The sequence below is a fragment of the Streptomyces sp. NPDC032745 genome (assembly GCF_055579465.1).
This window is the reverse complement of record NZ_JBVING010000009.1, coordinates 178,907-201,047: the sequence shown is the minus strand read 5'-3', so window position 1 is coordinate 201,047 and position 22,141 is coordinate 178,907. Positions and strand designations below refer to the sequence as shown.

Genomic DNA, 22,141 nt, shown 5'->3' with positions numbered 1-22,141 from the left:
ACCTGAAGGACGGGCCCGGACCGCAGGCATCGGTCCGGGCCCGTCCGCCCATGAGGCGGTCAACGCACCACCACGGTGACCTGCCAGGCCACCATCGCTAGACAGCTCAACGAGCCGGGCGGAGTCGGAGTCGGCTCCGGACAGCTCCGGACCGCGGACGCCAGAACGGCGGTACCGGCCGACACACCCCGGAAGACGTGTTCCGAGACCTCGGCCAGTGCCGCTCCGGTCACGGTCACCGGGGCCCCCGGGGTGCCGGGCAGCGACACCCGGACCGTACCGTCCCGGTCCAGGCAGAACCGAAGGCCCTTGTCCGCCGCGGTGACGGTCACCTCGCCCCCCTTGCCCGGCGCGCCGTTCACGCAGTCGGCCGCAGCCAGCGCCGGGTCCGTGGATTCCCCGCCGCAACCGGCCGCGAACAGCAGCGCCAGGAGAACCGTCCCCGTCTTGATCCATACACGCATCCCGTGACCTCCCCGCACCGGAGCATCGGTCACCGATGGGACGTAGTCCATACGATCCGGGTTCCCTGTGATCTCACTGCCGAGGCCGTGCGGGCCGTGCCACAGCCCCTAGCAGGGCTCTGGTGAAGGCGTGCCGCGGCTCGGTGATCAGGCGTTGGGTCGACCCTTCCTCGACCACCCGTCCCGCATCCCGGACCGCCATCCGGTCGGCCAGCATCCCGGCGGCCGCGAGGTCGTGCGTGATGAAAACCAAGCTGAGGTCCGTGCGTTCCCGGAGCCGGGCGAGCACCTCGAGGATGGCGTGCCGGGTGACCGGGTCGAGGCCGGAGGTGATCTCGTCGCAGATGAGGACCCGCGGCCCGAACCAGAAACAGCGCCGCGATCGACTCAGCGGTCGCGGGCACGTTCGCCCTCATGTCGTCGCCGCCCACGCCACCGTCGACGGCGGGTCCAGCCCCAACCGGGCCAACCGGGGCACCACCACCGACGGCGACAACCCCATCAATGCCGTTCGGCCACAGCGGCAACTTCCCGGGTGGCAATGCGGTACGCCGTCTGACCAGGGGGCGGTGGCGGCGAGGTACACGTTTGCGCCGGCCAGCGCGCCCAGCGGCCCGGTGACGTCCAGCGCCTCGACTCCGTCGAAGAGCGTGACCAGCACAGTGCGAGGCCTCGTATAGCAACCATGCCCAAGCCTTCACGTGACCGCAATGTCGGAAAGGCCTCTCTTCATGCCATCTGGCAGCAGGAGGACTGGCTGGTCGGGATCATCGAGCCGCACCAAGGCGGAGTCAGAGCAGTTCGGTGTCGAGGTACCTCTGCATCGGTGCGTAGAACCCCTGGGGCACGTAGCGAAGGAGTTCGTCGTGCCGTACCCAGGCCACTTCAGCGACCTCTCGTGGTGCGGCCACCTGTACCGTTCCTTCGAGCACGAGGCAGGCTGTGTAGGAGATCAGCCGGCCAGTTGCCGGATGCATGCGTTCGCCGAGGAGCTGGTGGGCGGCGACGCTCAACCCCGTCTCTTCACGCGTTTCGCGCACGGCCGCCTCCTCACGAGACTCGCCGGGCTCGACCTTTCCCGCAGGGAACTGCCACGAGAGCTCTCCTTCGGCAACCTGGCGCCGCACCAGGAGCACACGGCCGTTCGATACGACAACGGCCGCCGCCACAGCCTGTCCGACCGGGGCGTGGGTCACGACGCCCCGCACCGGGGCGGATTGGCATCTGCGGCACGAGAGACGAAGGGAGCAATCAGGTCAAGGCCTTCCTCCCAGCGGAAACGATCAGCTCCCCCGCCCGCCTTGGGGCGGTGTGGCTCGTAGCTGCCCATCAGGACGCCCATTTCCCGAAGTTCAGCGAGGCTCCGCCTGTATGCGGGGTGCGCCGCCAAGGCGGAGTTCACGTACGGCAGGACGGCGGTCGGGATGTCCATGCCGTACGCCTCGCAGAGAATCGCCAGCGCGAGGTTGTCGGCGAAACCCGCGGCCCACTTGTTGACCGTGTTGAAGGTCGCCGGGGCGACCACTATGGCGTCAGCCGGCGGCAGGGGCCGATCGTCCCCCGGCGACCTCCACGCGGAACGGACCTGAAAGCCCGTCCGCGCCTCGATCGCCGGGACGTCGAGGAAAGGCAGAGCATGCGGCGTGGCAATTACCCCGACATCCCAGTTCCGCTCCTGGGCCGCCGCGATCAGCCTGCCGGTGTCGTCGGCAATCCCAGCGGCACAGACGACCACGTACAAGAACGGCTTGCGCTGCGGCTCGCTCACTCGGTGCTCCTCAGCGCCAGTAGTCCGCAAGCATCTCCGCCGGCCAGCTCGGTCCACGGACCTGACCCCGCAGACCCATTTCCTGGAAGTACGGGGCTACGTCGTAGATGGGAGTGCCGTCAATCGCGTCGAGGTCAGCGACGTGCAGGTCCAGGCCGTCAACCTTCACCAGGCGGGGAAACGACTGCGCAAGCTGGTTCGGCCGTCGGTGATTGCGATGGACGAACGTACCGGTGGACGGCCAGGCCGGATTGTTGCGGGGGCTCCGCGCATGGAGTGCGACATCATCGGGCGAGGCCTTATGGAAGTGCCAGTCGACGAGACGGTGCGAAAACTCAGCAAGGCCTTGCACGACCTCCACCGGGAAATCCTGGTTCAGACGGATGATCGCGGGACCTCCCCAGTGGTCATCCGTCGGTTCCACCCGTCCCCCGACCACCGTTCCGATCGGCGTGATCTGCAGCGACTGCGTCATCTGCTCCTCCTCATGCCTCGTCATCACCGGCTCAACCTATAGCGCATGGCTGGGGGCCTTGCCGCTCCCGTAACGGTCAATGATGGGGCGGAAGTTGATGCGCACCATGCTGACGGCTCGATCGCGCCCGTGAGCCTGTAACTGCTACGGTCATCCGTTCACCGAGGAGGTCGCCATGACTGCGTCCCCGCCCGTTGCCACCCAGGTGGATCTGCGCCGAGGACCTCGACCACGGTCTCGTAGTCCGGGCTGCTCGACGGCGTCGGTGTGGGGGACAGTGGCACACCGGACCCCTACCCGAGAGTGCGGAGCATCGTGGCGTAGATAGGCGCGTCAGGGAATGGCTGCTGGTCGCCGATTTGCCGGTACCCCCAACTCTGGTACAGCGCCTTCACCTTCGGATGGTCCGGCTCTACGAGGAGAGTTACGCGCTCTTCGGTACGGCCGACCAGCAGTTCCTCGTGGATGCGCTGGGCCAGGCCGGTTCCTCGCCAAGGTGCGCGGACCATGATCTCGAACAGGGCGATGGTGCGGGTGCCGTCCTCGGCAGTGTCGGCTACGGGGAGGGGTTCGAGCATGTGAGCCCACCAGCCTGTGTTTTGAGGCAGGGCCGCGGCGTATGCGTAGCCGGCGGCTTCACCTCCGTCGTAAGCGACTACAGCCTCCCAGGAGGGGCGGGCGGAGTGGCCGGTGAGACGACCTCCGAAGCGGTCGACGGAGAAGAACGGGTCCTCGTCGATCTCCTTCTCGTACACCTCAGCGTACAAGCCGACCAGGGTGGGGCGGATGGTGGACAGCTGGTCGGTGCCGTAGCGGTGAAGGGTGATCTTCGAGGCCGACATGGTGCTCCTTGTCGCATGAGGTTCAGGCGGTGCGGGTGCGGTCGTTCCAGTCTCGGGTGATGGCGGACTGGGGGGCTGCCTGGTTGAGGGCCGAGGTGAAGCTGCCCAGCAGATGGGGGACGCGGCCGGCGTCGGCACCTGTCGGGGCGATGACACGGGTGGCAGTGGCCACGGCCTGCTCAATGTCACCCTGTGCGACCTGAGCGAGGGCAGCCTGGGACAGGTAATAGGCGCGGTTGCGGTGCTGGTCGGTACGGAGGTCGGCGATGCACCGGTAGGCATGGAACTCGGCCCTCTCTGGTTCGCCGAGCCGGTAGTGCGTGATGCCGGTCAAGCCGTGGAGTTCCCCCCGGGTATAAAAGGCGACGGAGGAAGGACGGGCCTCGGCGAGGTCGGCGCGGTCGTAGGCGGAGTGGGCCCGGTCCACGGCTCGGAGGGCCCTGCTCTTATCACCCAGGCTGGCGGCGGTCAGGGCGATGCGGGAGTGGGTCAGAGAGGCATAGAGGGGGTCGGTGCGGTGCGCCCGGGTGCCGGTGCAGGCTTCGGCAGCGGCGAGGGCGTCGGCGTACCGGCCGCGCTGTCCGGCGAGCATGGCAGCGTACCGCCAGGTCTGGTGCTGGACCTGGCCGTCCCCGGAGAGCCCTGCGAGGGTGACGGCCTGCTCAAGGTAGCGCTGGGCCTCACCCAGCCGGCGGGCGTCGATGGCGGAGAACATGGCGAAGGCCGTGAAGGAGGCGGCGACGGCATAGAGGCGTGAGCGGACGCGCTGACTGGCGGAGCCGTGCTGCTGAAGGCTGATGGTGCGGGTGGCCAGGTCCGCAGCGCGTTTCTCCAGTACGGGGCCGCCGCCATTCTGGTCGTCCAGGAGCCACAGTTCGGCCAGCAGACCGCGCAGGCGGTCGACGTCCGAGTGCCCGACCGTGGGGCGGGTGGCTGCGGTCGCGGTGCCGGTGGACGAGGCGACGGCGGCACCGGTGGCTACGGAAATGAAGGCTCGACGGCCAAGCACAGAATCCTCCATGCACGCTGGGGGCGTTGCGGGGCGGGCACGGGGCACGAACCCGAGGTCAGTCGCAGGCTGCCCGGACGCGGACTCCAGGGCCTGCCACTGGCGGTCCTGAGGCGAGCGGTTCTCTCCCGAAAGCCATCGGTAGACGGTCCGTTCAGTGACCGAGCCACGTTCGCCAGTGAGGTCCGTCATGGCGTCGTTGACCAGCTCAGCGAGGGCGCCGGCGCTCAGCCCGTGTTCCTTCATCCAGAGCTCTAACTCCGTGTTCCGCTTCCGCACCATGCCGTCACGGTAGGGGCTGGGCCGGACTCCGAGGTAGCGGGCATCGGGACTTTTCGTCAGTGGTCACGCGAGTAGTACCGGGCCGGTTCGTCATGTCCAACAAGACCGGGACGCGAGTTACTTGTCCGCACAGCCGAACCGGCAGCAGGCGGATGGGAGACACCCGTGGCCGTACTCGTGCACGAAGTGGCAGCAGTACCGGGCGAGGTGGCCACGGCCGTCTCCGCGGCAGCCGCCGTCGCCGGGGACGTCGAGACCGCGCTTATCCTCGCCGCCCACCACCCGACCGGGGCGGTGGCCATTCAGGTGCGGAAACGTCTACGCCGCCACATCCGCGTCCTTGCGGTGCCCGCCGAGCGGTACGCGGACCGGCTACCGGAAAACCGAGAGAAGGACATCGCGGCAAACATCGTGCACTTCGCTCTCAAGATCGCCCGAGACAGCGGAAGCGATCTGGCAATAGCGCTGCGGCTGCTGGCCAAGTCGGTGGCCCACCTCGCACGCAACACGGACCTCCTCCGGTCTACGTGAACCGCTTCCGGTCCCGGCCTGCTGAAGGGCGCCGGGGCCGGAAGCCCTCCACCTGCCCGGAACCCGCGGGGAGGTAGCCACTCCTGCCCCGGTCCGGACCAGCCGCGGGCACCGTCCAACCTCGATCTGGAGGTACCCCCTTCTACGCGATCGGCATGTGCGTCGACGCCCGCTACCTGTTACCTGCCCTGGTCACGCTCGGATCGGTCGCCGATCACCTTCCGGTGGCCGATCGGCGTGAGAGCGCAGTGCGGGTGCTGACCAACGGCCTGTCCTCAGGGCAGGCGGCCGTGATGGAGTCCTTCGCCCGTCTCTGCGGGTTCGGCTCCTTCGACCTGCGCTGGCAGACCCCGCCGCCCGAAAGCGTCATGGCGGACGCCGCCTACTCTCGGCCCGCTTCGGCGTCGGCTTCGAAACCGTCTGCCACCGGCTCAGCACCCTCCAACGCGTCGGACGGCGCGGCATCCCGTTCTCGTTCCTGCGTGTCGACCGGGCCGGGAACATCTCCAAGCGCCAGTCCGCCACCGACTTCCACTTCTCCCGGCTCGGCGGCACCTGCCCGCTGTGGACCGTGTACGAGGCGTTCTCCGCACCCGGGCGGATCCTGCACCAGGTTGCCGAGATGCCCGACGGGAAGCGGTACTTCTGGATCGCGCGCACCGTCACCCGAGGCGGCTTCGGCCACCAGGCACCCCGGGCCGAGTTCGCCGTCGCCCTCGGCTGCGAACTGCGCCACGCCCCGCGCCTGGTCTACTCGCGCGGCACGGCCCTCGACGACCCTGCCGGCGCCACCCCCATCGGACTGGGCTGCCGGATGTGCGAACGCCGCGACTGCGCGCAGCGCGCCCGTCCCACGATCGGCGGCCGCCTGGCCGTCGACCCGGACCGCAGCAGCCAAGTCCCCTACCCGGTCGACGACGGCAGTCGACGGGACTGAAGGGGCACCGGCTGGGCAACGGACAGAGCCCTGTCGCTCCGGATGTCCGGGGCGACAGGGCTCTGTAGGTGGTGCTGTGCGCAGATCAGCCGAGGGCCGACGCCGACTGGAGCTCAGCCGTCTCCGCACCCGCCGGATCGGTGCGGTGGGCCAGGAGCCGCTGGGCGAGGACGCCGAAGACCACTCCGAACACGACCCACATCACGACCTGGACGGTCACCGACGCGACCCGGAAGTCCCACAGCAGGGCCGCGGGGAACTCGGGCTTCACGGCGTCCGTGTTGTCCGGGAGGACCAGGAAGGCCAGCCCGGTGGCGAGGACGAAGCCGCCGCCCGCCGCCAGCGTGGCGTTCCAGTTGCCCAGACGCGGTGCCAGCCGCCGCCCCAGGATGATCGCGCCGACGCCGAGCAGGACGCTGAGCAGGATCATCAGGAAGAACAGCGTGGTGCGCTGCCCGATGGTGTCCGGGTTGCCGACGGCCGGAGGGCTGGCCGGGTACTTCAGGAACGGCACCAGATAGACCAGCGTGAAGGCGCCCGCGGCGGTCAGCGCGGCCGTTGCCCGGGGGCTGAAGCGTCCGACGCGGTTGAGGGCGAAGGAGAAGGCGAGGGAGGCGATGCCGCCGAGCGCGACCCCGTAGACCAGCACACCGGTGGCGAGGCCGACGGTGGACTGCACGGGGCGGCTGACGAGTTCTTCCTCTTCCTCGGCAGCGGCCGGGGCGGCGGCACCGCCGTGACCGGCGTGACCGGCCGCGGGAGCGGCTTCCTTTGCGGCCGTGGCTTCTTCGACGGCGATGGAGCCGCGGACCGGGGGCTCACCGACCACGTAGGCGACGGCGAAGGCGAAGAGTCCGGCGATCAGGCCCGCGAGCATGCCGCGGACCAGCAGACCTCTGACAGTGGAGGCGTACATGGTGCGTATACCTCTCAGTGGCAGGGGAAGCCGAGCAGGTGACGGCCGTCGTGCACCCACTCGTGGACGCCCTCGCCGGAGAACACGGCGGTGGCACCCTGCTCCGCGCCGACGAAGTACAGGGCCACCAGCATCAGCAGGCCGACGAAGAGTGCCCAGGGCAGGACGGCCTTGACGGGCAGCGGAGCCGACGGGGAGAGGGCGGGGGTGGGTATGGCAGCGGAAGCGACGGCCTCGGCCATGGTGGAACCTCCTCGGGGAACAACGCGTCCCATACGGTGGTGCAGGACGACGGTCCTCGGGTCTGACTCGCCGCGACACCTCCCGGGGGAAGTCACCGCAGCACACAGTGGCGCGACCATGCCGGATTCACACCGGGCTTCCGTCTCGCCGTCGTCGCTATGTCTTTATGTCGCGCTGACGGTACCGCGTGGCAGGCTCCCGGCCAAGACCGTGAGTCCCTGATCACAGCGGGTGCAGAGGCGCGCAGTTCGGCCGCCACGCACCCAACGGAAACCCGGCCGCCTCCACGTGCGCCCGCCGTAAGGTGATCGTCGTGACCGATTCACCATCCGAGCGGGAGGCCAGGAAGTCCCTCGACTCCATCCGCGTCGGCGAAGTCCGCACAGGTCGAGTCGTCGGCATCTCGGAGCAAGAGGTGCTCGTCGAACTGGAAGGGTTCTCCGGACCCGAGTCGATCACAGGACACATTCCCGGCCGAGACCTTTCGCGCCGGACATCCGGCCCTCCCTCCGAACTGGTGGAGATCGGTCAGTGGCTCACCTTCGAGGTGTTCTACGTCGACCACGAGCAAGGGACCGTATGGGGATTGCCGCTGCCTGTGAGGACCAGGCGCTGCGAGCCTTTCTCCTCGCCCTCCGGCTCGGAGCGAGCCAGGAGGGTCGTGTGCGCAGTGTCCACACGTTCGGCGTGTTCGTGCACCTCGACGGCGAGCCCGAGGATCTGTGTACGGGGTTCATCCGCGTGCCCGAGCTGACCTGGTCCTGGGACCGCCGACCGGAGGACGTGGTCACGGCCGGCCAGCGTGTCACAGGGGAGATACTGGACGTCGACACGCGTCGGGGCAGGTCCAGTTGTCGCTCAAGGCGCTCCAGCCGCAGCCTCTCGTCCCCTTCGTCGACAGAGTCGGCCAGACCGTGTTGGCCCGGGTCACCGCTCTGGTGCCGTTCGGGGCCCTCGTCCGCCCTACCGACGGGGTGGACGGGCTTGTGCACAACACCGAGCTGACCGACGAGCCCATCGACCATCCGGGGCTCATCGTCCGTGAGGGCGATGACCTCGCCGTACAGATCGTGGCGGTCGACCTGGTGCGCAACCGGATCTCCTTGTCCGCACGGGACCCGCACGACGGTGGACCGCCACGCTGACGAACACCGGTCAGACCCGTACCCGGGTCCGGGGAAGGCAGGATCTGCCGCCCCCCGGACCCGGGTGCGCTCAGCCGTGGGTGAAGTGCGGCGGGCGCTTGTCGACGAACGCGGACATGCCCTCCTTCTGGTCGGCGGTGGCGAACACGGCGTGGAAGAGGCGGCGTTCGAAGCGGACGCCTTCGGTGAGGGTGGTCTCGAAGGCGCGGTTCACGGCTTCCTTGGCCATCATCGCGACCGGCTTGGACATCTCGGCGACCGTCGTGGCGACGGCGAGGGCCTCGGCGAGCAGTTCGTCGGCCGGCACGATCCGGGAGACCAGTCCGGCGCGTTCGGCCTCGGCCGCGTCCATGGTGCGCCCGGTGAGGCACAGCTCCATGGCCTTGGCCTTGCCGACGGCGCGGGTCAGGCGCTGTGAGCCGCCGATGCCCGGGATGACGCCGAGCTTGATCTCGGGTTGGCCGAACTTCGCGGTGTCGGCGGCGAGCAGGATGTCGCAGAGCATGGCCAGTTCGCAGCCGCCGCCGAGGGCGTAGCCGGAGACGGCGGCGAGGGTGGGGGTGCGGACCTCGCCGAGCCGGTCCCAGGCGGTGAACCAGTCGGAGAGGTACATGTCCATGTAGCTCTGTGGGCGCATCTCCTTGATGTCGGCGCCGGCGGCGAAGGCCTTCGGGGAGCCGGTGAGGACGATGCAGCCTACGTCCGGGTCCCGGTCCAGTTCCTGCGCGGCGGCCACGACCTCGCTCATGACCTGGAGGTTCAAGGCGTTGAGCGCTTCGGGCCGGTTGAGGGTGAGGAGGGCCACGCGGCCCTTGCGCTCGAGCAGGATGGTCTCGTACGCGGTCATGCGGTTGTTCCGTTCTGGGGTCGGAGGGTGTGGACGATGGCGGAGAAGTCGAGGTCGGCGCCCTCGGCGGCGGCGAACGCGGCGTACATCTCGGCGGCCTTGAGGCCCAGTGGGGCGTCCACCCCGCCGGAGCGCAGCGCGTTGGCGGCGAGGCCGAGGTCCTTGGCCATGAGCGGGGCGGCGAAGCCGGGCCGGTAGTCGCGGTTGGCGGGGCTGGTCGGGACCGGTCCGGGGACCGGGCAGTTGACGGTGAGGGCCCAGCACTGGCCGGAGGCGGTGGAGGCGACGTCGTAGAGGGCCTGGTGGTCGAGTCCCAGGCTCTCGGCGAGGACGAATGCCTCGCTGACGCCGATCATGGAGATCGCGAGGATCATGTTGTTGCAGATCTTCGCGGCCTGCCCGGCGCCCGCGGCGCCGCAGTGCACGGCCTTCTTGCCCATGGCGTCGAGCAGCGGTTCGGCGGCGGCGAACTCCGCTTCTCCCCCTCCCGCCATGAAGGTGAGCGTGGCCGCCTCGGCTCCGATCACCCCGCCGGAAACCGGGGCATCCAGCACCCGGTGACCGGCCGCGGCAACGGCTTCGTGGGCGGCGCGGGCGTCGGCGACATCGATCGTGGAGCAGTCGATGAACAGGGTGCCGGGCCGTGCGGCGGCCAGGAGGCCCTGTTCTTGGTAGAGGGCCAGGACGTGGCGGCCCGCCGGAAGCATGGTGATCACTACGTCGGCTTCCGTGGCGGCCTCGACGGCGGAGGCCGCGGGCTCGACACCGGCGGTGGCCGCGGTGGCCAGCGACTCCGGCACGAGGTCGAAGCCGAGGACGCGGTGGCCGGCCTTGACGAGGTTGGCGGCCATCGGGCCGCCCATGTGGCCGAGTCCGATGAATGCGACGGTGCTGCTCACCAGACGACCTCCTGGGACGAAGCGGTCGCGACGAGTCGCAGCTCGTTCGCGTCGAGTGGGGCGAAGTACCGGTCCACGTCCGCTGCTGTGACGTCCTCCAGGGCCGCCGGCGACCAGTGCGGATCGCGGTCCTTGTCGATGACCTGGGCGCGGATGCCCTCGACCAGGTCGGGCGAGGACAGGGCCGCGCAGGAAACGCGGTACTCCTGTTCCAGCACCCGTTCCAGCGGCCCGAGGTGCCGGGCCCGGCGCAGCGCGGCCAGGGTTACCTTGACCGCCGTGGGGGACTTGGAGCGCAGGGTGTCGGCCGCGTCCTTCGCGGCGGGTACGCCCGACGCCGACAGCCGCGCGGCAATCTCCTCGGCGGTGTCGGCGGCGTAGCCGTGGTCGATCCACTCGCGCGCGGATTCCAGCCCCCCGGCCGGCGGCTCTGCCACATGGCGCTCCAGTACCGCGTGTACGGAGTCCACCGCCAGCTCCCGCGCCAGCGCGGGCAGTGCCGCCACCGGGACGAAGTGGTCGGCGAGGCCGCACAGCAGCGCGTCCGCGGCACCGATGGGGGCCCCGGTCAATGCCAGGTGGGTACCGAGTTCCCCGGGGGCGAGCGCGAGGAGGTAGGTGCCGCCAACGTCGGGGACGAAGCCGATGCCGGTCTCGGGCATGGCCACCTTCGACCGTTCGGTGACGATGCGGACACTGCCGTGGGCCGAGACGCCGACTCCGCCTCCCATGACGATGCCGTCCATCAGGGCGACGTACGGCTTGGGGTAGCGGGCGATCAGCGCGTTCAGCCGGTACTCGTCCCGCCAGAAGTCCGCCGAGGCGGTGCCGCCGGTGCGGGCGTCCTCGTGGATCGCGCGGATGTCCCCGCCCGCGCACAGTCCCCGATCGCCGGCGCCCTCAATGACGACCAGCTCGACAGCGGGGTCCTCGGCCCAGGCGGTGAGGGCTTGCTCGATGCGGAGCACCATGGGGTGGCTGAGGGCGTTCAGTGCCTTGGGGCGGTTGAGGGTGATGTACGCGGCGTGGCCCTCGGTGCGCAGGAGGACGTGGTCGTGAGCTTCAGGGGCTTCGTTGGTCATCGCAGGGTCTCCGTCAGTCCGCGCGCCACGATGACGCGCATGACCTCGTTGGTGCCTTCCAGGATCTGATGGACCCGCAGGTCGCGGACGATCTTCTCGATGCCGTACTCGCTCAGGTAGCCGTAGCCGCCGTGCAGTTGGAGGGCCCCGTCTGCCACCGCGTACCCGGTGTCGGTGGCGAACCGCTTGGCCATCGCGCACAGCCGCGGGGCCAGCGGATCTCCCCCGTCCAGGGCCTCGGCGGCCTGCCGCACCAGCGCGCGGGCCGCGGCCAGCTCGGTGGCCATGTCGGCGAGGCGGAACTGCAGGGCCTGGGCGTCCAGCAGTCGGGCCCCGAAGGCCTCGCGGTCGGCCAGGTAGGACAGCGAGCGGTCCAGGGCGCTCTGCGCGCCGCCGAGCGAGCAGGCGGCGATGCCGAGACGGCCGCCGTTGAGGCCGTTCATGGCGATGCGGAAGCCTTCGCCCTCGGCGCCGAGGCGCCGATCCGCGGGGATGCGGACGCCGTCAAGGATCACCTGGCGGGTGGGTTGCGCGTTCCAGCCCATCTTGCGCTCGTTGGGCCCGAAGGACACCCCCGGGTCCTCGCGCTCGACGACGAAGGCCGAGATTCCGCCCGGGCCGGGCTCGCCCGTCCGTGCCATGACCAAATAGACGTCCGACGCGCCGGCGCCGGAGATGAACTGTTTCACCCCCGTCAGCACGTAGTGGTCGCCCTGCCGTTCGGCGCGCGTGCGCAGCGCGGCGGCGTCCGATCCGGCCCCCGGTTCGGTGAGGCAGTAGCTGCCCAGGGTCGCAGCGGTACAGAGGCCGGGCAGCCAGTGCTCGCGCTGGTCCGCGTCCCCGTGGCGGTCGATCATCCAGGCGACCATGTTGTGGATGGAGAGGTATCCGGCGATGGACGGGCAGCCGGTGGCCAGCGTCTCGAAGACCAGGACGCCGTCGGCGCGGGACAGGCCCGAACCGCCGTGCTCCTCACGGACGTACACGCCGGCAAGGCCGAGTGAGGCGGCCCTTTGGATGACGTCGACGGGGAAGTGCTTGTCCTGGTCCCAGGCCACGGCGTGCGGGGCGAGCTGCTCCTGGGCGAAGTCGAGGGTGACCTCGGCGAGCGCGAGCTGGTCCTCGGTGAGGGTGGTGGTCACGGCGCTCATCCCATCGTCGGGATGGTGAAGCTCGCGCCTTCCTTGGCCCCGGAGGGCCAGCGCGAGGTGACGGTCTTGGTACGGGTGTAGAAGCGGATCGAGTCGGGGCCGTGCTGGTTCAGGTCGCCGAAGCCGGACCGCTTCCAGCCGCCGAAGGTGTGGTACGCCACGGGTACGGGGATCGGCACGTTGACGCCGACCATGCCGGCGCCCACCCGGCGGGTGAAGTCGCGTGCCGTGTCGCCGTCCCGGGTGAAGATCGCGACGCCGTTGCCGTACGGATGCTCGGTGGGCAGGCGCAGGGCCTCCTCGTAGTCGGCGGCCCGTACGACGGACAGCACCGGGCCGAAGATCTCCTCGCGGTAGATCCGCATCTGCGGGGTCACGCGGTCGAAGAGGGTGGCTCCGGCGAAGAAGCCGCCCTCGTGTCCGGGGAGGGTGAACCCGCGTCCGTCGACGACGAGTTCGGCGCCCTCGGTGGCTCCGATGTCGACGTAGCGGTTCACCCGGTCGAGGGCGTCGCGGCTGACCAGCGGCCCGAAGTCGGCCTCGGGGTCGTCGGAGCGGCCCACGCGCAGGGTGGCGATCCGCTCCTTCAACTTGGCCACCAGCGCGTTCGCGGTCTCCTCCCCGACGGGGACGGCGACGGCGATGGCCATGCAGCGCTCGCCCGCGGAGCCGTAGCCGGCGCCGATGAGGGCCTCCACCGCCTGGTCGAGATCGGCGTCCGGCATCACGATCATGTGGTTCTTGGCGCCGCCGAAGCACTGGGCGCGCTTGCCGTGGGCGGCGGCGGTGGCGTAGATGTGCGCGGCGATCGGGGTGGATCCGACGAAGCCGAGGGCCTGTACGCGCGGGTCTTCGAGGAGGGTGTCGACGGCTTCCTTGCCCCCGTTGACCACATTGAGCACGCCCGGCGGCAGGCCGGCCTCGAGGAACAGCTCGGCGAGGCGCAGCGGAACCGACGGGTCACGCTCGGACGGCTTGAGGATGAAGGAATTGCCGCAGGCCAGGGCGGGTGCGGCCTGCCAGAGCGGAATCATCGCGGGGAAGTTGAACGGGGTGATGCCCGCGACCACGCCCAGCGGTGAGCGCAGCGAGTGCACGTCGATGCCGGTGCCGGCGTTGTCGGTGAACTCGCCCTTGAGGAGGTGCGGGATACCGGCGGCGAACTCGACCACCTCCAGTCCTCGCTGCAGATCACCGTGGGCGTCGGCGACGGTCTTGCCGTGCTCGGCCGACAACATCCGGGCCAGGTTCTCCCGCTCGCCCTCGACGAGCTGGAGGAAACGCAGCAGGACCCGAGCACGACGCTGGGGATTCCACTGGCCCCAATCGTCCTGCGCTTCTTCCGCGTTGGCGATCGCCGCCTCGGTGTCAGCCCGGCCGGCCAGCGGCACGCGCGCCTGGACGGTGCCGGTGTTCGGGTCGTACACGTCGGCGAAGAGCCCGGACGTGCCGGTGGTGTGCTTTCCGCCGATGAAATGGGTGAGTTCACGGACCATGGATGCCTGCTCTCGTCAGGTTGGATCCGGGGATGGCACGGCAGACCGGCGGACGACACCCCGGATGGGGGTGCACCGCTACGGAAAACCGTGAGAACTACGAGCGCACAGAAGGGGTGTGCGTGCGCTCCGCCGGATCACCAGGGTCGTGGGTACAAACCGGTGCCATGCGTGTCTGCTCCATCCTCGTGGACAACACGGAACAACCCGCGGCCGGTATCCTGACTCCCGGATCCCCGCGCGCCGCCCGCCTTCCCGACAGACCTCGTCAGTGGCGTGTGGATGGCAGCACACTCCCCGGTCACAGTGGCGGGACCGTGCCGGTTTTGCACCGGCTTCCCTGCACCGCGGACCTTGTGCCACGAACATATAGTTGGACGTCCTAGTAAGTCCAGACCCGCCACTCGAGTGCGCCTACAGTCGGAGCATGCGCATCGTCTCCCTGCTCCCGGCGGCCACCGACATCGTGGCGGACCTCGGACTCGCCGCCGACCTGGTCGGACGCACCCACGAATGCGACTGGCCGCCCGCCGCGGTGGCCTCCGTACCCGTCGTCACCCGCGCCGAATTCGACGCGGACGCACTCGGCAGCCGGGAGATCTCCCAGGCCGTCGGCGGGTCCGCACACTCCGGCTCCTCGCTCTACACCCTGGACACCGAAGCCCTCGCCGCGCTCGCACCGGAAGTCCTGCTCACCCAGGACCTCTGCAAGGTCTGCGCCGTCTCCTACCAGGGCGTCACCCGGGCGGTGCGCGTCATGGACGCCGGACCCCGGGTCCTGAGCCTGGAACCGAAGACCCTCGACGACGTGCTGGACTGCCTGGTCACCGTGGGCGACCTGCTCGGGGTACGTGAGCGGGCCGAGCGGCGCCGTGCCGAGCTGCGGGGCCGGCTCGCCGAGGTGCGGCGCCGTACGGAGGGCCGGCCGCGGCCCCGGGTGGTGGCCGTCGAGTGGCTCGACCCGCTGTGGCCCGCCGGACACTGGGTACCCGAACAGATCACCGCGGCGGGCGGTGAGCCGCTGCTGGCCGAGCCGGGTGAGCACACCAAGCCGATGACGTGGGAAGCGGTACGCGAGGCGCGCCCGGACGTGGTCCTCGTCCTGCCCTGCGGCTTCCCGCCCGAGCGGACCCTGACGGAGCTTGACCTGCTCACCTCGCTGCCCGGCTGGGACGAGCTGCCCGCCGTGCGGGCGGGGGAGGTGTGGGTCTTGGACGGGCCCGCGTACTTCAACCGGCCGGGCCCCCGCGTGGTCCGCGGCGCCGAGGTACTCGCCCACGTCCTCCACGGAGTGCGGGCGGGGGACCCGGTGACCGAGGCGGAGGCGCGCCGACTGGGCTGAGCCCGGTGATCACCCCCGGTCGTCGGCGACCGGGTAGGGGATGAAGGTGCTGCTGTTCTCGTCAACCGCGAGCGGGCGGCCGAGGGGTGGAACCGCGCGCTGGGGGCAGTCGAGGCGTTCGCAGAGGCGGCAGCCCATGCCGATGGGGGTGGCGGCCGCAGCGTTGTCGAGGTCGAGGCCGTCGGAGTAGACGAGACGGGGCGCGTGGCGGATCTCGCAGCCGAGGCCGATCGCAAAGGTCTTGCCGGGCTCGCCCCAGCCACCGCGGTGCCGGGTCACGGCGCGGGCGGTCCACAGGTACCGCTGCCCGTCGGGCATGGCGGCGACCTGAACGTGGATCCGGCCGGGCGCGGCGAAGGCCTCGTACACGTTCCACAGCGGACAGGTGCCGCCCGCGCGGGAGAAGTGGAATCCGGTGGCGGACTGTCGCTTGGACATGTTCCCGGCCCGGTCGACTCGGACGAAGGAGAAGGGAACACCGCGCAGCCTGGGGCGTTGCAGGGTGCTGAGGCGGTGGCAGACGGTCTCGTAGCCGATCCCGAACTGGTCGGTGAGGCGTTCGATGTCGTAGCGGAACTCCTCGGCCGCCGTGTGGAAGGCGCCGTACGGGAGGATCAGTGCGGCCGCGAAGTAGTTCGCGATGCCGATCCGGGCCAGGCCGTGTGCGGCGGAGCCCTGAGGGAAGTCCTCGGCGGCCAGCCGGTCCAGCTCCGCCCCGTACTCCAGCAGGGCGAGCTGCGTGGCCATCCGGAACGACTGCTGGCCCGGCCGCAGCCGGCCGGACAACAGGTGCAGGACCCGCGCCCCCGCGTCGTAGTGGTGGAGGCGGTCGGAGTCGGCGGCGAGGCGGAGTCCGTGGTGCTCGGTGAGGCGGCGCGACAGCACCCGGACGACTTCCCCGGGGCGGATGCCGATCTCCCGGGCGAGGGCCTCGGCGGCGAGGTCGGTGTCGTGCAGGTAGTTCCGGCGGCGGTAGAAGAACTCGCGGATCTCCTCGTGCGGTGAGCGCAGTGCCGCCGGACCTCCGTCGCGTCCGTCCGCGGTGTCCGCGAGCCGCTCCGCCAGGAGCTGGCTGCGCCGTCCCAGGTCCAGCAGAACAGCGGCCACGGCCGGCATCCGGGTGGCCAGTTCGGCCAGGTCGGAGGGGGAGACCCGGGCCTCGGCGACCTCACTTGCGAGGGCCTCGCGCAGGTCGGCGACGAGGCGGCTGGTATCCCGCTCGGAGAAGAACCCGGGGTCGACGCCGAAGGCCTCGGTCAGCCGCAGCAGAACCGGCACCGTCAGCGGGCGGGAGTCGTGCTCCATCTGGTTCAGATAGCTCGGGGAGATGCCCAGGACCCGGGCCAGATCGGCCTGGCTCATCCGGCGCTCCTCGCGCAGCCGCCGAAGCCGCGCCCCCGCGTACGTCTTGCTCACCTGAACCCCTCCGGCCCTCGACCGGCTCCAGGTTACGCAGGATCCTGCCATTTCCAACCTTCGCAACCTTGGCAAAGCGGCCGCAGAAGATTCACAGAAGTTGGCTTACGCACCTCATTGATGGCACTGCGTGCCGCTGTCAGAGTCTGTCCTGCGGCCGCCGGATCCCGGCAGTCGAGACGGACACTCCAGGCACGACTCACGCCCTGACGTCGGCGATCCCGGCAGTCCACGCTCGACTGACCTGCAACATTGCTCAGTTTCACCCAGGGCCCGGCGGCCACCACCCCGATACACGGCACAGAGTGCCATCGGCTCGCCGTGATGAACGAGCGCGTTGGCAGACCAAGCGATTCATGGAGACGGTGACGGTCATGGCAGACACGAACACGACGGCGGCCGCCGAGCAGCTCAAGCAGAAGTGGGCCACGGACCCGCGGTGGGCGGGCATCGAGCGGACCTACTCGGCCGAGGACGTGGTGCGGCTCTCGGGCAGCGTCCGCGAGGAGCACACCCTGGCCCGGCGCGGCGCCGAGCGTCTGTGGCGACAGCTCCACGAGCAGGACTACATCCACGCGCTCGGCGCCCTCACCGGCGGCCAGGCGGTCCAGCAGGTACGGGCCGGACTCCAGGCGATCTACCTCTCCGGCTGGCAAGTGGCCGCCGACGCGAACCAGGCCGGACACACCTACCCCGACCAGAGCCTCTACCCGGTCAACTCGGTCCCGCAGGTGGTGCGTCGGATCAACAACGCGCTGCTGCGGGCCGACCAGATCGCCACCGCCGAGGGCGGCACCGACACCACCGACTGGCTCGCGCCGATCGTCGCCGACGCCGAGGCCGGCTTCGGCGGCCCGCTCAACGCCTTCGAGCTCACCAAGGCGATGATCGCGGCGGGAGCGGCCGGCATCCACTACGAGGACCAGCTCGCCTCCGAGAAGAAGTGCGGCCACCTCGGCGGCAAGGTCCTCGTCCCCACCTCCCAGCACGTCCGCACCCTCAACGCCGCCCGCCTCGCGGCCGACATCGCCGACACGCCGACCCTGATCATCGCCCGTACCGACGCCCTGGCGGCGACCTTGCTGACCAGCGACGTCGATGAGCGCGACGCGGAGTTCTGCACGGGCGAGCGAACGGCCGAGGGCTTTTACCACGTCCGCAACGGCATGGCCCCCGTCATCGCCCGCGGCCTGGCCTACGCACCGTACGCCGACCTCATCTGGGTCGAGACCGGCACCCCGGACCTGGAGCAGGCCCGCGAGTTCGCCGAGGCCATCCACGCGCAGTACCCGGACCAGATGCTGGCCTACAACTGCTCGCCCTCCTTCAACTGGAAGGCCGCCCTGGACGACGACCAGATCGCCAAGTTCCAGCGCGAACTCGGCGCCATGGGCTACAGGTTCCAGTTCATCACCCTGGCCGGCTTCCACTCCCTCAACCACGGCATGTTCGACCTCGCCCGCGGCTACGCCGAGCACGGCATGACCGCCTACGTCGACCTCCAGGAGCGCGAGTTCGCCGCCCAGCAGCACGGCTTCACCGCCGTCAAGCACCAGCGCGAGGTCGGCACCGGCTACTTCGACCTCGTCTCCACCGCCGTCAACCCGGCCTCCTCCACCACCGCTCTCGCCGGCTCCACCGAGGAAGAGCAGTTCCACTAGGAACCGCCTTCCCCCCATCCGGCCACGCCCAGCCGCCGACCGTCGTCGCCCGAAGGCGCCCGAGGTTTCTCCCTCGGGCGCCGGCCGCCCACCCCCGAGGAGCAGAACCGCATGTCATCCACGTCCCTGACCGCCGGTGTCCGAGTCCTCGGCACACCGGGTGAGCGCCACGACGAGATCCTCACCCCGGCGGCGCTCGGCTTCATCGCCCGCCTCGACGCGGCCTTCGCAGGGCGGCGCCTGGAGATCCTCAAGGAGCGCCGCCGCCGTTCCGGCAACCTGGCCTCGGGGACACCCCTGGACTTCTCCCGCGCCACCTCCGCGGTCCGCGCCAACCCAGACTGGCGGGTCGCGCCGCCCGCGCCCGGACTGACCGACCGCCGGGTGGAGATCACCGGGCCGCCGGACCGCCGGATGGCCGTCAACGCCCTCAACTCCGGGGCCAAGGTCTGGATGGCCGACTTCGAGGACGCCACCGCCCCCACCTGGGGCAACGTCATCGGCGGCCAGCTGACCCTCATCGACGCCATCGACCGGCGCATCGACTTCACCACGCCCGAGGGCAAGGAGTACCGCCTCGGTACGGATCTCGCCACGATCATGGTCCGCCCGCGCGGCTGGCACCTCCTCGAGGAACACCTGGAGATCGACGGCCGGCCCGTCCCCGCCTCGCTCGTCGACTTCGGCCTGTACTTCTTCCACTGCGCGCAGCGGCAGATCGACGCCGGCCACGGCCCGTACTTCTACCTGCCCAAGCTGGAGAACCGGTACGAGGCCCGCCTGTGGAACGACGTCTTCGTGCTGGCCCAAGACCTGCTGGGGATCCCCCGGGGCACGGTCCGCGCCACCGTCCTGATCGAGACGATCACCGCCGCGTTCGAGATGGAGGAGATCCTCTACGAGCTGCGCGAGCACAGCGCCGGGTTGAACGCGGGCCGCTGGGACTACCTGTTCAGCCTGATCAAGACCTTCGGCCATCGCACGGACTTCCAGCTCCCGGACCGTGCTGCCGTCACCATGACCGCCCCGTTCATGCGTGCCTACACCGAACTCCTCGTCCGGACCTGTCACAAGCGCGGCGCCCACGCCATCGGCGGGATGGCCGCCCATGTCCCCAGCAAGGACCCGGCCGCGAACGAAGCAGCGCTGGCGAAGGTCCGCCTCTACAAGGAGCGGGAGGCCGAGGACGGCTTCGACGGCTCCTGGGTCGCCCACCCCGGGCTCGTCCCCGTCTGCCGCGAGGTCTTCGACGGCGTCCTCGGGAACCGGCCCCACCAGCTGGAGCGCACACGCCAGGACGTCGAGATCACGGCTGCCGATCTGCTCTCGGTACGCCGGATCGCCGCACCCCCCACCCCCGAGGGCATTCGCTCGAACATCGCCGTGGCCCTGCGCTACTTCGACGCATGGCTGCGCGGCCACGGCGCCGTCGCCCTCTACGGGCTGATGGAGGACGCGGCCACGGCCGAGATCGCCCGCGTCCAGATCTGGCAGTGGCTCCGCCACGACCGGGTGGAACGCGCCGCCGTCCTCGACCTCCTCGACGCCGAATGCGCCGCCCTGGAGGCGGAGGATCCGCAGGCGCTGGCCCTCGAAGCACGCGAGGTCTTCGTGGACGGAGCCCTTTCGGGGCGGCTCCCGGCGTTCTTCACCCCGGATGCATACTCCCGCCACCTCGTTCGTCGCGCCCCTGCACAGGTGACAGCGTGAACGCCCCGATTCAGCCTCACGGCGTGCGCCGCATCCAACGGGTCGGAATCGTCGGCGGAGGCCAGATGGGCGCCGGCATCGCCGAGGTCTGCGCCCGGGCCGGACTCGACACCGTCGTCGCCGAGGCCGATGCAGCCGCCGCCCTGGCAGCCCGCGAGCGGATCGCCGTATCCCTCGAACGTGCCGTCCAGCGCGGGAAGCTCGACCGGATCTCGGCGGAGGACGCCCTGGCTCGGCTCCTTTTCAGGGGTGACCTGGAGGACCTCGCCGACCGCCAGCTGGTCATCGAGGCGGTCACCGAGAACGCCGCCGCCAAGACCGAGATCTTCACCGCCCTGGACAAGATCGTGGAGGACCCGGAGGCGATCCTCGCCACCAACACCTCCGCCATCCCCGTCATGCGGCTCGGTATGGCCACCCGCCGCGCCGACCACGTACTCGGCCTGCACTTCTTCAACCCCGTACCCGTCCTGCCGCTGGTCGAGATCGTGTCCTCCCTGCACACCGCGCCACGTGTGGCCGACACCGTCGAGACCTTCGTCCGCGACACCCTCGGCAAGACCGCCGTCCGTTCCCAGGACCGGGCCGGCTTCGTCGTCAACGCCCTGCTGATTCCCTACCTGCTCTCGGCCGTCCGCATGGCCGAGTCCGGGTTCGCGACCGCGCAGGACGTGGACGCGGGCATGGAGCTGGGCTGCGCCCATCCCATGGGCCCGCTCAGGCTCGCCGACCTCATCGGCCTGGACACGGTCGCCGCGATCGCCGAAGCGCTCTACGACGAGTTCAAGGAACCCCTGTATGCCCCGCCGCCGCTGCTCCAGCGGATGGTTCAGGCAGGGCTGCTCGGCCGCAAGACCGGCCGCGGGTTCCACACGTACGGCCGGGACTGAGAAGTCCCGGTTCGCCGCCCGGGTTCTGAGGGTGCCCGGCAGCTGAGGAGCGACGAGGCGTGGCGAGTGGTGTCGTCACGCCCCGTCCCGCTGCCCTTCTTCAAGGGTTTCCTTCCGGCACCCGCCCGCCACCCCGTACGATGCGTTCTGCTCCGGCCCGCACGGCGGGGGCTCACAACCGAATGCACGTACGACTGGGGGAAGCCGGTGGGATTCCGGCGCTGACCTGCAACCGTGAACGGGGCTGACCGCACCGTGAGTCGGAGTACCCGGGGTGCGATGCGTACTGCTTCTCACTGTCATGGTCTGCAGCGCGAAGCCCCCAGCCCCGGTCGGCACCCCTTGCCCGCTTCCCCCAGGGAGGCGGGCAAGGGGTCGGCACGTGGGTCGGAGGGATCGCGGGCGCAGACCCGTCGTCCCTCTGAGGAAGAAGGCACTCCATGCGCCGGATACTCGCCCGCCGCTCCATGATCACCACCGTCGCTCTCGGCCTCGCGCTCGCCACCGCTCCGGCCGTGGCCGAGGCCGCCCCCAAGCCGAACACGAACGCGGCCGTCAAGGTCAACCTCACCGTCCAGGGCCCCAACGGGCTTCTGTTCAAGGGAAAGATCAAGACCAAGGGCCACGACGTCACCACCGCCACCGGCGGCACCCACAAGTGCGACGGCACCAACGGCGGCGCCAACCCGTCCAAGGTCCCCACCCCGACCGCGGCGCTCGACGATGCGGCCCGCCTGAACTACTTCGGCTGGGACGGCACCTGGTACGCGTCCTTCGACGACTACTCCGTCGACACCATCAAGAACGTCAGCGGCGGCGGCTCCGCCTACTGGAGCATCTCCGTCAACGGCACCCCCACCCCCGTCGGCGGCTGCCAGTTCAAGATCAACGCGGGCGACCAGGTCGCTTTCACCTGGACGTCGTTCTAGTCCACCTCGACGGACGTACGCCCGGCATCCACGGTGTATGCACTCCTCCGGACCTTCTAACGGCTGCGCTGACGTCCGCCAGAAGCACGGGAGGGTGCACCCGTCT

Annotated in this window: 22 protein-coding genes, 2 pseudogenes and 1 riboswitch; of the genes and pseudogenes, 9 read left to right on the top strand and 15 right to left on the bottom strand. The window is 70.1% G+C overall.

Annotated elements, in window-relative coordinates; translation table 11 throughout:
* Positions 1 to 59 precede the first annotated feature (59 nt).
* The 7 genes from ACZ5WG_RS24110 to ACZ5WG_RS24080 all read right to left on the bottom strand — a co-directional run bounded on the left by ACZ5WG_RS24110 (position 60) and on the right by ACZ5WG_RS24080 (position 4,558).
* Complete coding sequence (locus ACZ5WG_RS24110) at positions 60 to 464, bottom strand: hypothetical protein (RefSeq protein WP_468725806.1); 405 nt, start codon at positions 462 to 464, stop codon at positions 60 to 62.
* A gap of 412 nt (positions 465 to 876) precedes the next feature.
* Positions 877 to 1,125, bottom strand: a complete 249-nt coding sequence (locus ACZ5WG_RS24105) for a hypothetical protein (protein ID WP_468725991.1) — start codon at positions 1,123 to 1,125, stop codon at positions 877 to 879.
* A 130-nt stretch (positions 1,126 to 1,255) separates the two neighbouring features.
* Complete coding sequence (locus ACZ5WG_RS24100) at positions 1,256 to 1,660, bottom strand: NUDIX hydrolase (RefSeq protein WP_468725804.1); 405 nt, start codon at positions 1,658 to 1,660, stop codon at positions 1,256 to 1,258.
* Positions 1,657 to 2,232 (bottom strand): flavoprotein, encoded by a 576-nt coding sequence (locus ACZ5WG_RS24095; protein ID WP_468725802.1) that lies wholly within the window; start codon positions 2,230 to 2,232, stop codon positions 1,657 to 1,659. Before ACZ5WG_RS24095 ends, ACZ5WG_RS24100 begins: the two co-directional genes overlap by 4 nt.
* 10 nt (positions 2,233 to 2,242) lie before the next feature.
* Entirely contained in the window at positions 2,243 to 2,707 is a 465-nt protein-coding gene (locus ACZ5WG_RS24090; protein WP_468725801.1) for a TrmO family methyltransferase domain-containing protein, read from the bottom strand.
* 293 nt (positions 2,708 to 3,000) lie between these two features.
* Positions 3,001 to 3,549, bottom strand: coding sequence for a GNAT family N-acetyltransferase (locus ACZ5WG_RS24085; RefSeq protein WP_468725799.1), 549 nt, complete (start codon positions 3,547 to 3,549; stop codon positions 3,001 to 3,003).
* A gap of 22 nt (positions 3,550 to 3,571) precedes the next feature.
* The gene (locus ACZ5WG_RS24080; RefSeq protein ID WP_468725798.1) at positions 3,572 to 4,558 is read right to left on the bottom strand and encodes a hypothetical protein; all 987 of its coding nucleotides are present in this window, start codon (positions 4,556 to 4,558) and stop codon (positions 3,572 to 3,574) included.
* Between the two features lie 447 nt (positions 4,559 to 5,005).
* On the opposite strand from ACZ5WG_RS24080, the gene ACZ5WG_RS24075 reads away from it, so the two are divergent.
* Together ACZ5WG_RS24075 and ACZ5WG_RS24070 are read left to right on the top strand one after the other, a co-directional pair.
* Positions 5,006 to 5,371, top strand: a complete 366-nt coding sequence (locus ACZ5WG_RS24075; RefSeq protein WP_468725796.1) for a hypothetical protein — start codon at positions 5,006 to 5,008, stop codon at positions 5,369 to 5,371.
* A gap of 382 nt (positions 5,372 to 5,753) precedes the next feature.
* Positions 5,754 to 6,308, top strand: a pseudogene (locus tag ACZ5WG_RS24070) (helix-turn-helix domain-containing protein); the annotation flags it as partial.
* An 85-nt stretch (positions 6,309 to 6,393) separates the two neighbouring features.
* Here the strand turns inward: ACZ5WG_RS24070 and ACZ5WG_RS24065 are convergent.
* Positions 6,394 to 7,224 (bottom strand): CbtA family protein, encoded by an 831-nt coding sequence (locus ACZ5WG_RS24065; RefSeq protein WP_468725795.1) that lies wholly within the window; start codon positions 7,222 to 7,224, stop codon positions 6,394 to 6,396.
* A 14-nt stretch (positions 7,225 to 7,238) separates the two neighbouring features.
* On the bottom strand, positions 7,239 to 7,466 hold the full coding sequence (locus ACZ5WG_RS24060; protein ID WP_401197331.1) for a CbtB domain-containing protein: 228 nt from the start codon (positions 7,464 to 7,466) through the stop codon (positions 7,239 to 7,241).
* A 580-nt stretch (positions 7,467 to 8,046) separates the two neighbouring features.
* Here ACZ5WG_RS24060 and ACZ5WG_RS24055 point away from each other — a divergent pair.
* Together ACZ5WG_RS24055 and ACZ5WG_RS24050 are read left to right on the top strand one after the other, a co-directional pair.
* Positions 8,047 to 8,256 (top strand): annotated as a pseudogene (locus ACZ5WG_RS24055) (S1 RNA-binding domain-containing protein); the annotation flags it as partial.
* A 62-nt stretch (positions 8,257 to 8,318) separates the two neighbouring features.
* Positions 8,319 to 8,612 carry a S1 RNA-binding domain-containing protein gene (locus ACZ5WG_RS24050; protein ID WP_468725792.1) on the top strand — a complete coding sequence of 98 codons (294 nt, stop codon included), beginning with the start codon at positions 8,319 to 8,321 and terminating at the stop codon, positions 8,610 to 8,612.
* 70 nt (positions 8,613 to 8,682) lie between these two features.
* Here ACZ5WG_RS24050 and ACZ5WG_RS24045 read toward each other — a convergent pair whose 3' ends face one another.
* The 5 genes from ACZ5WG_RS24045 to ACZ5WG_RS24025 are packed head-to-tail and all read right to left on the bottom strand — an operon-like array spanning position 8,683 to position 14,087.
* Complete coding sequence (locus tag ACZ5WG_RS24045; RefSeq protein ID WP_468725791.1) at positions 8,683 to 9,459, bottom strand: enoyl-CoA hydratase; 777 nt, start codon at positions 9,457 to 9,459, stop codon at positions 8,683 to 8,685.
* Positions 9,456 to 10,358: a 3-hydroxyisobutyrate dehydrogenase gene (mmsB, locus tag ACZ5WG_RS24040; RefSeq protein WP_468725790.1), complete on the bottom strand. Its 903-nt coding sequence runs from the start codon at positions 10,356 to 10,358 to the stop codon at positions 9,456 to 9,458. Before mmsB ends, ACZ5WG_RS24045 begins: the two co-directional genes overlap by 4 nt.
* The gene (locus ACZ5WG_RS24035; protein ID WP_468725788.1) at positions 10,355 to 11,440 is read right to left on the bottom strand and encodes an enoyl-CoA hydratase/isomerase family protein; all 1,086 of its coding nucleotides are present in this window, start codon (positions 11,438 to 11,440) and stop codon (positions 10,355 to 10,357) included. The genes mmsB and ACZ5WG_RS24035 overlap by 4 nt, the downstream gene beginning before the upstream one ends.
* Positions 11,437 to 12,591, bottom strand: coding sequence for an acyl-CoA dehydrogenase family protein (locus ACZ5WG_RS24030; RefSeq protein WP_468725787.1), 1,155 nt, complete (start codon positions 12,589 to 12,591; stop codon positions 11,437 to 11,439). The genes ACZ5WG_RS24035 and ACZ5WG_RS24030 overlap by 4 nt, the downstream gene beginning before the upstream one ends.
* Positions 12,588 to 14,087 carry a CoA-acylating methylmalonate-semialdehyde dehydrogenase gene (locus ACZ5WG_RS24025; RefSeq protein WP_468725785.1) on the bottom strand — a complete coding sequence of 500 codons (1,500 nt, stop codon included), beginning with the start codon at positions 14,085 to 14,087 and terminating at the stop codon, positions 12,588 to 12,590. The genes ACZ5WG_RS24030 and ACZ5WG_RS24025 overlap by 4 nt, the downstream gene beginning before the upstream one ends.
* Before the next feature lie 194 nt (positions 14,088 to 14,281).
* Positions 14,282 to 14,466: riboswitch (cobalamin riboswitch) on the bottom strand.
* Positions 14,467 to 14,514: 48 nt separating this feature from the next.
* On the opposite strand from ACZ5WG_RS24025, the gene ACZ5WG_RS24020 reads away from it, so the two are divergent.
* Positions 14,515 to 15,429: a cobalamin-binding protein gene (locus ACZ5WG_RS24020; RefSeq protein WP_468725784.1), complete on the top strand. Its 915-nt coding sequence runs from the start codon at positions 14,515 to 14,517 to the stop codon at positions 15,427 to 15,429.
* 9 nt (positions 15,430 to 15,438) lie between these two features.
* Here ACZ5WG_RS24020 and ACZ5WG_RS24015 read toward each other — a convergent pair whose 3' ends face one another.
* Entirely contained in the window at positions 15,439 to 16,845 is a 1,407-nt protein-coding gene (locus tag ACZ5WG_RS24015; protein ID WP_468725782.1) for a short-chain fatty acyl-CoA regulator family protein, read from the bottom strand.
* Positions 16,846 to 17,219: 374 nt separating this feature from the next.
* Here ACZ5WG_RS24015 and aceA point away from each other — a divergent pair, with 374 nt between their 5' ends.
* From aceA to ACZ5WG_RS23995, 4 genes are all read left to right on the top strand, one after another.
* On the top strand, positions 17,220 to 18,506 hold the full coding sequence (gene aceA / locus ACZ5WG_RS24010; RefSeq protein WP_468725781.1) for an isocitrate lyase: 1,287 nt from the start codon (positions 17,220 to 17,222) through the stop codon (positions 18,504 to 18,506).
* 111 nt (positions 18,507 to 18,617) lie between these two features.
* Positions 18,618 to 20,216, top strand: a complete 1,599-nt coding sequence (gene aceB, locus ACZ5WG_RS24005) for a malate synthase A (RefSeq protein ID WP_468725779.1) — start codon at positions 18,618 to 18,620, stop codon at positions 20,214 to 20,216.
* A 23-nt stretch (positions 20,217 to 20,239) separates the two neighbouring features.
* The gene (locus tag ACZ5WG_RS24000) at positions 20,240 to 21,106 is read left to right on the top strand and encodes a 3-hydroxybutyryl-CoA dehydrogenase (RefSeq protein ID WP_468725778.1); all 867 of its coding nucleotides are present in this window, start codon (positions 20,240 to 20,242) and stop codon (positions 21,104 to 21,106) included.
* Positions 21,107 to 21,546: 440 nt separating this feature from the next.
* Complete coding sequence (locus ACZ5WG_RS23995; protein WP_468725777.1) at positions 21,547 to 22,035, top strand: DUF4430 domain-containing protein; 489 nt, start codon at positions 21,547 to 21,549, stop codon at positions 22,033 to 22,035.
* Positions 22,036 to 22,141 lie beyond the last annotated feature (106 nt).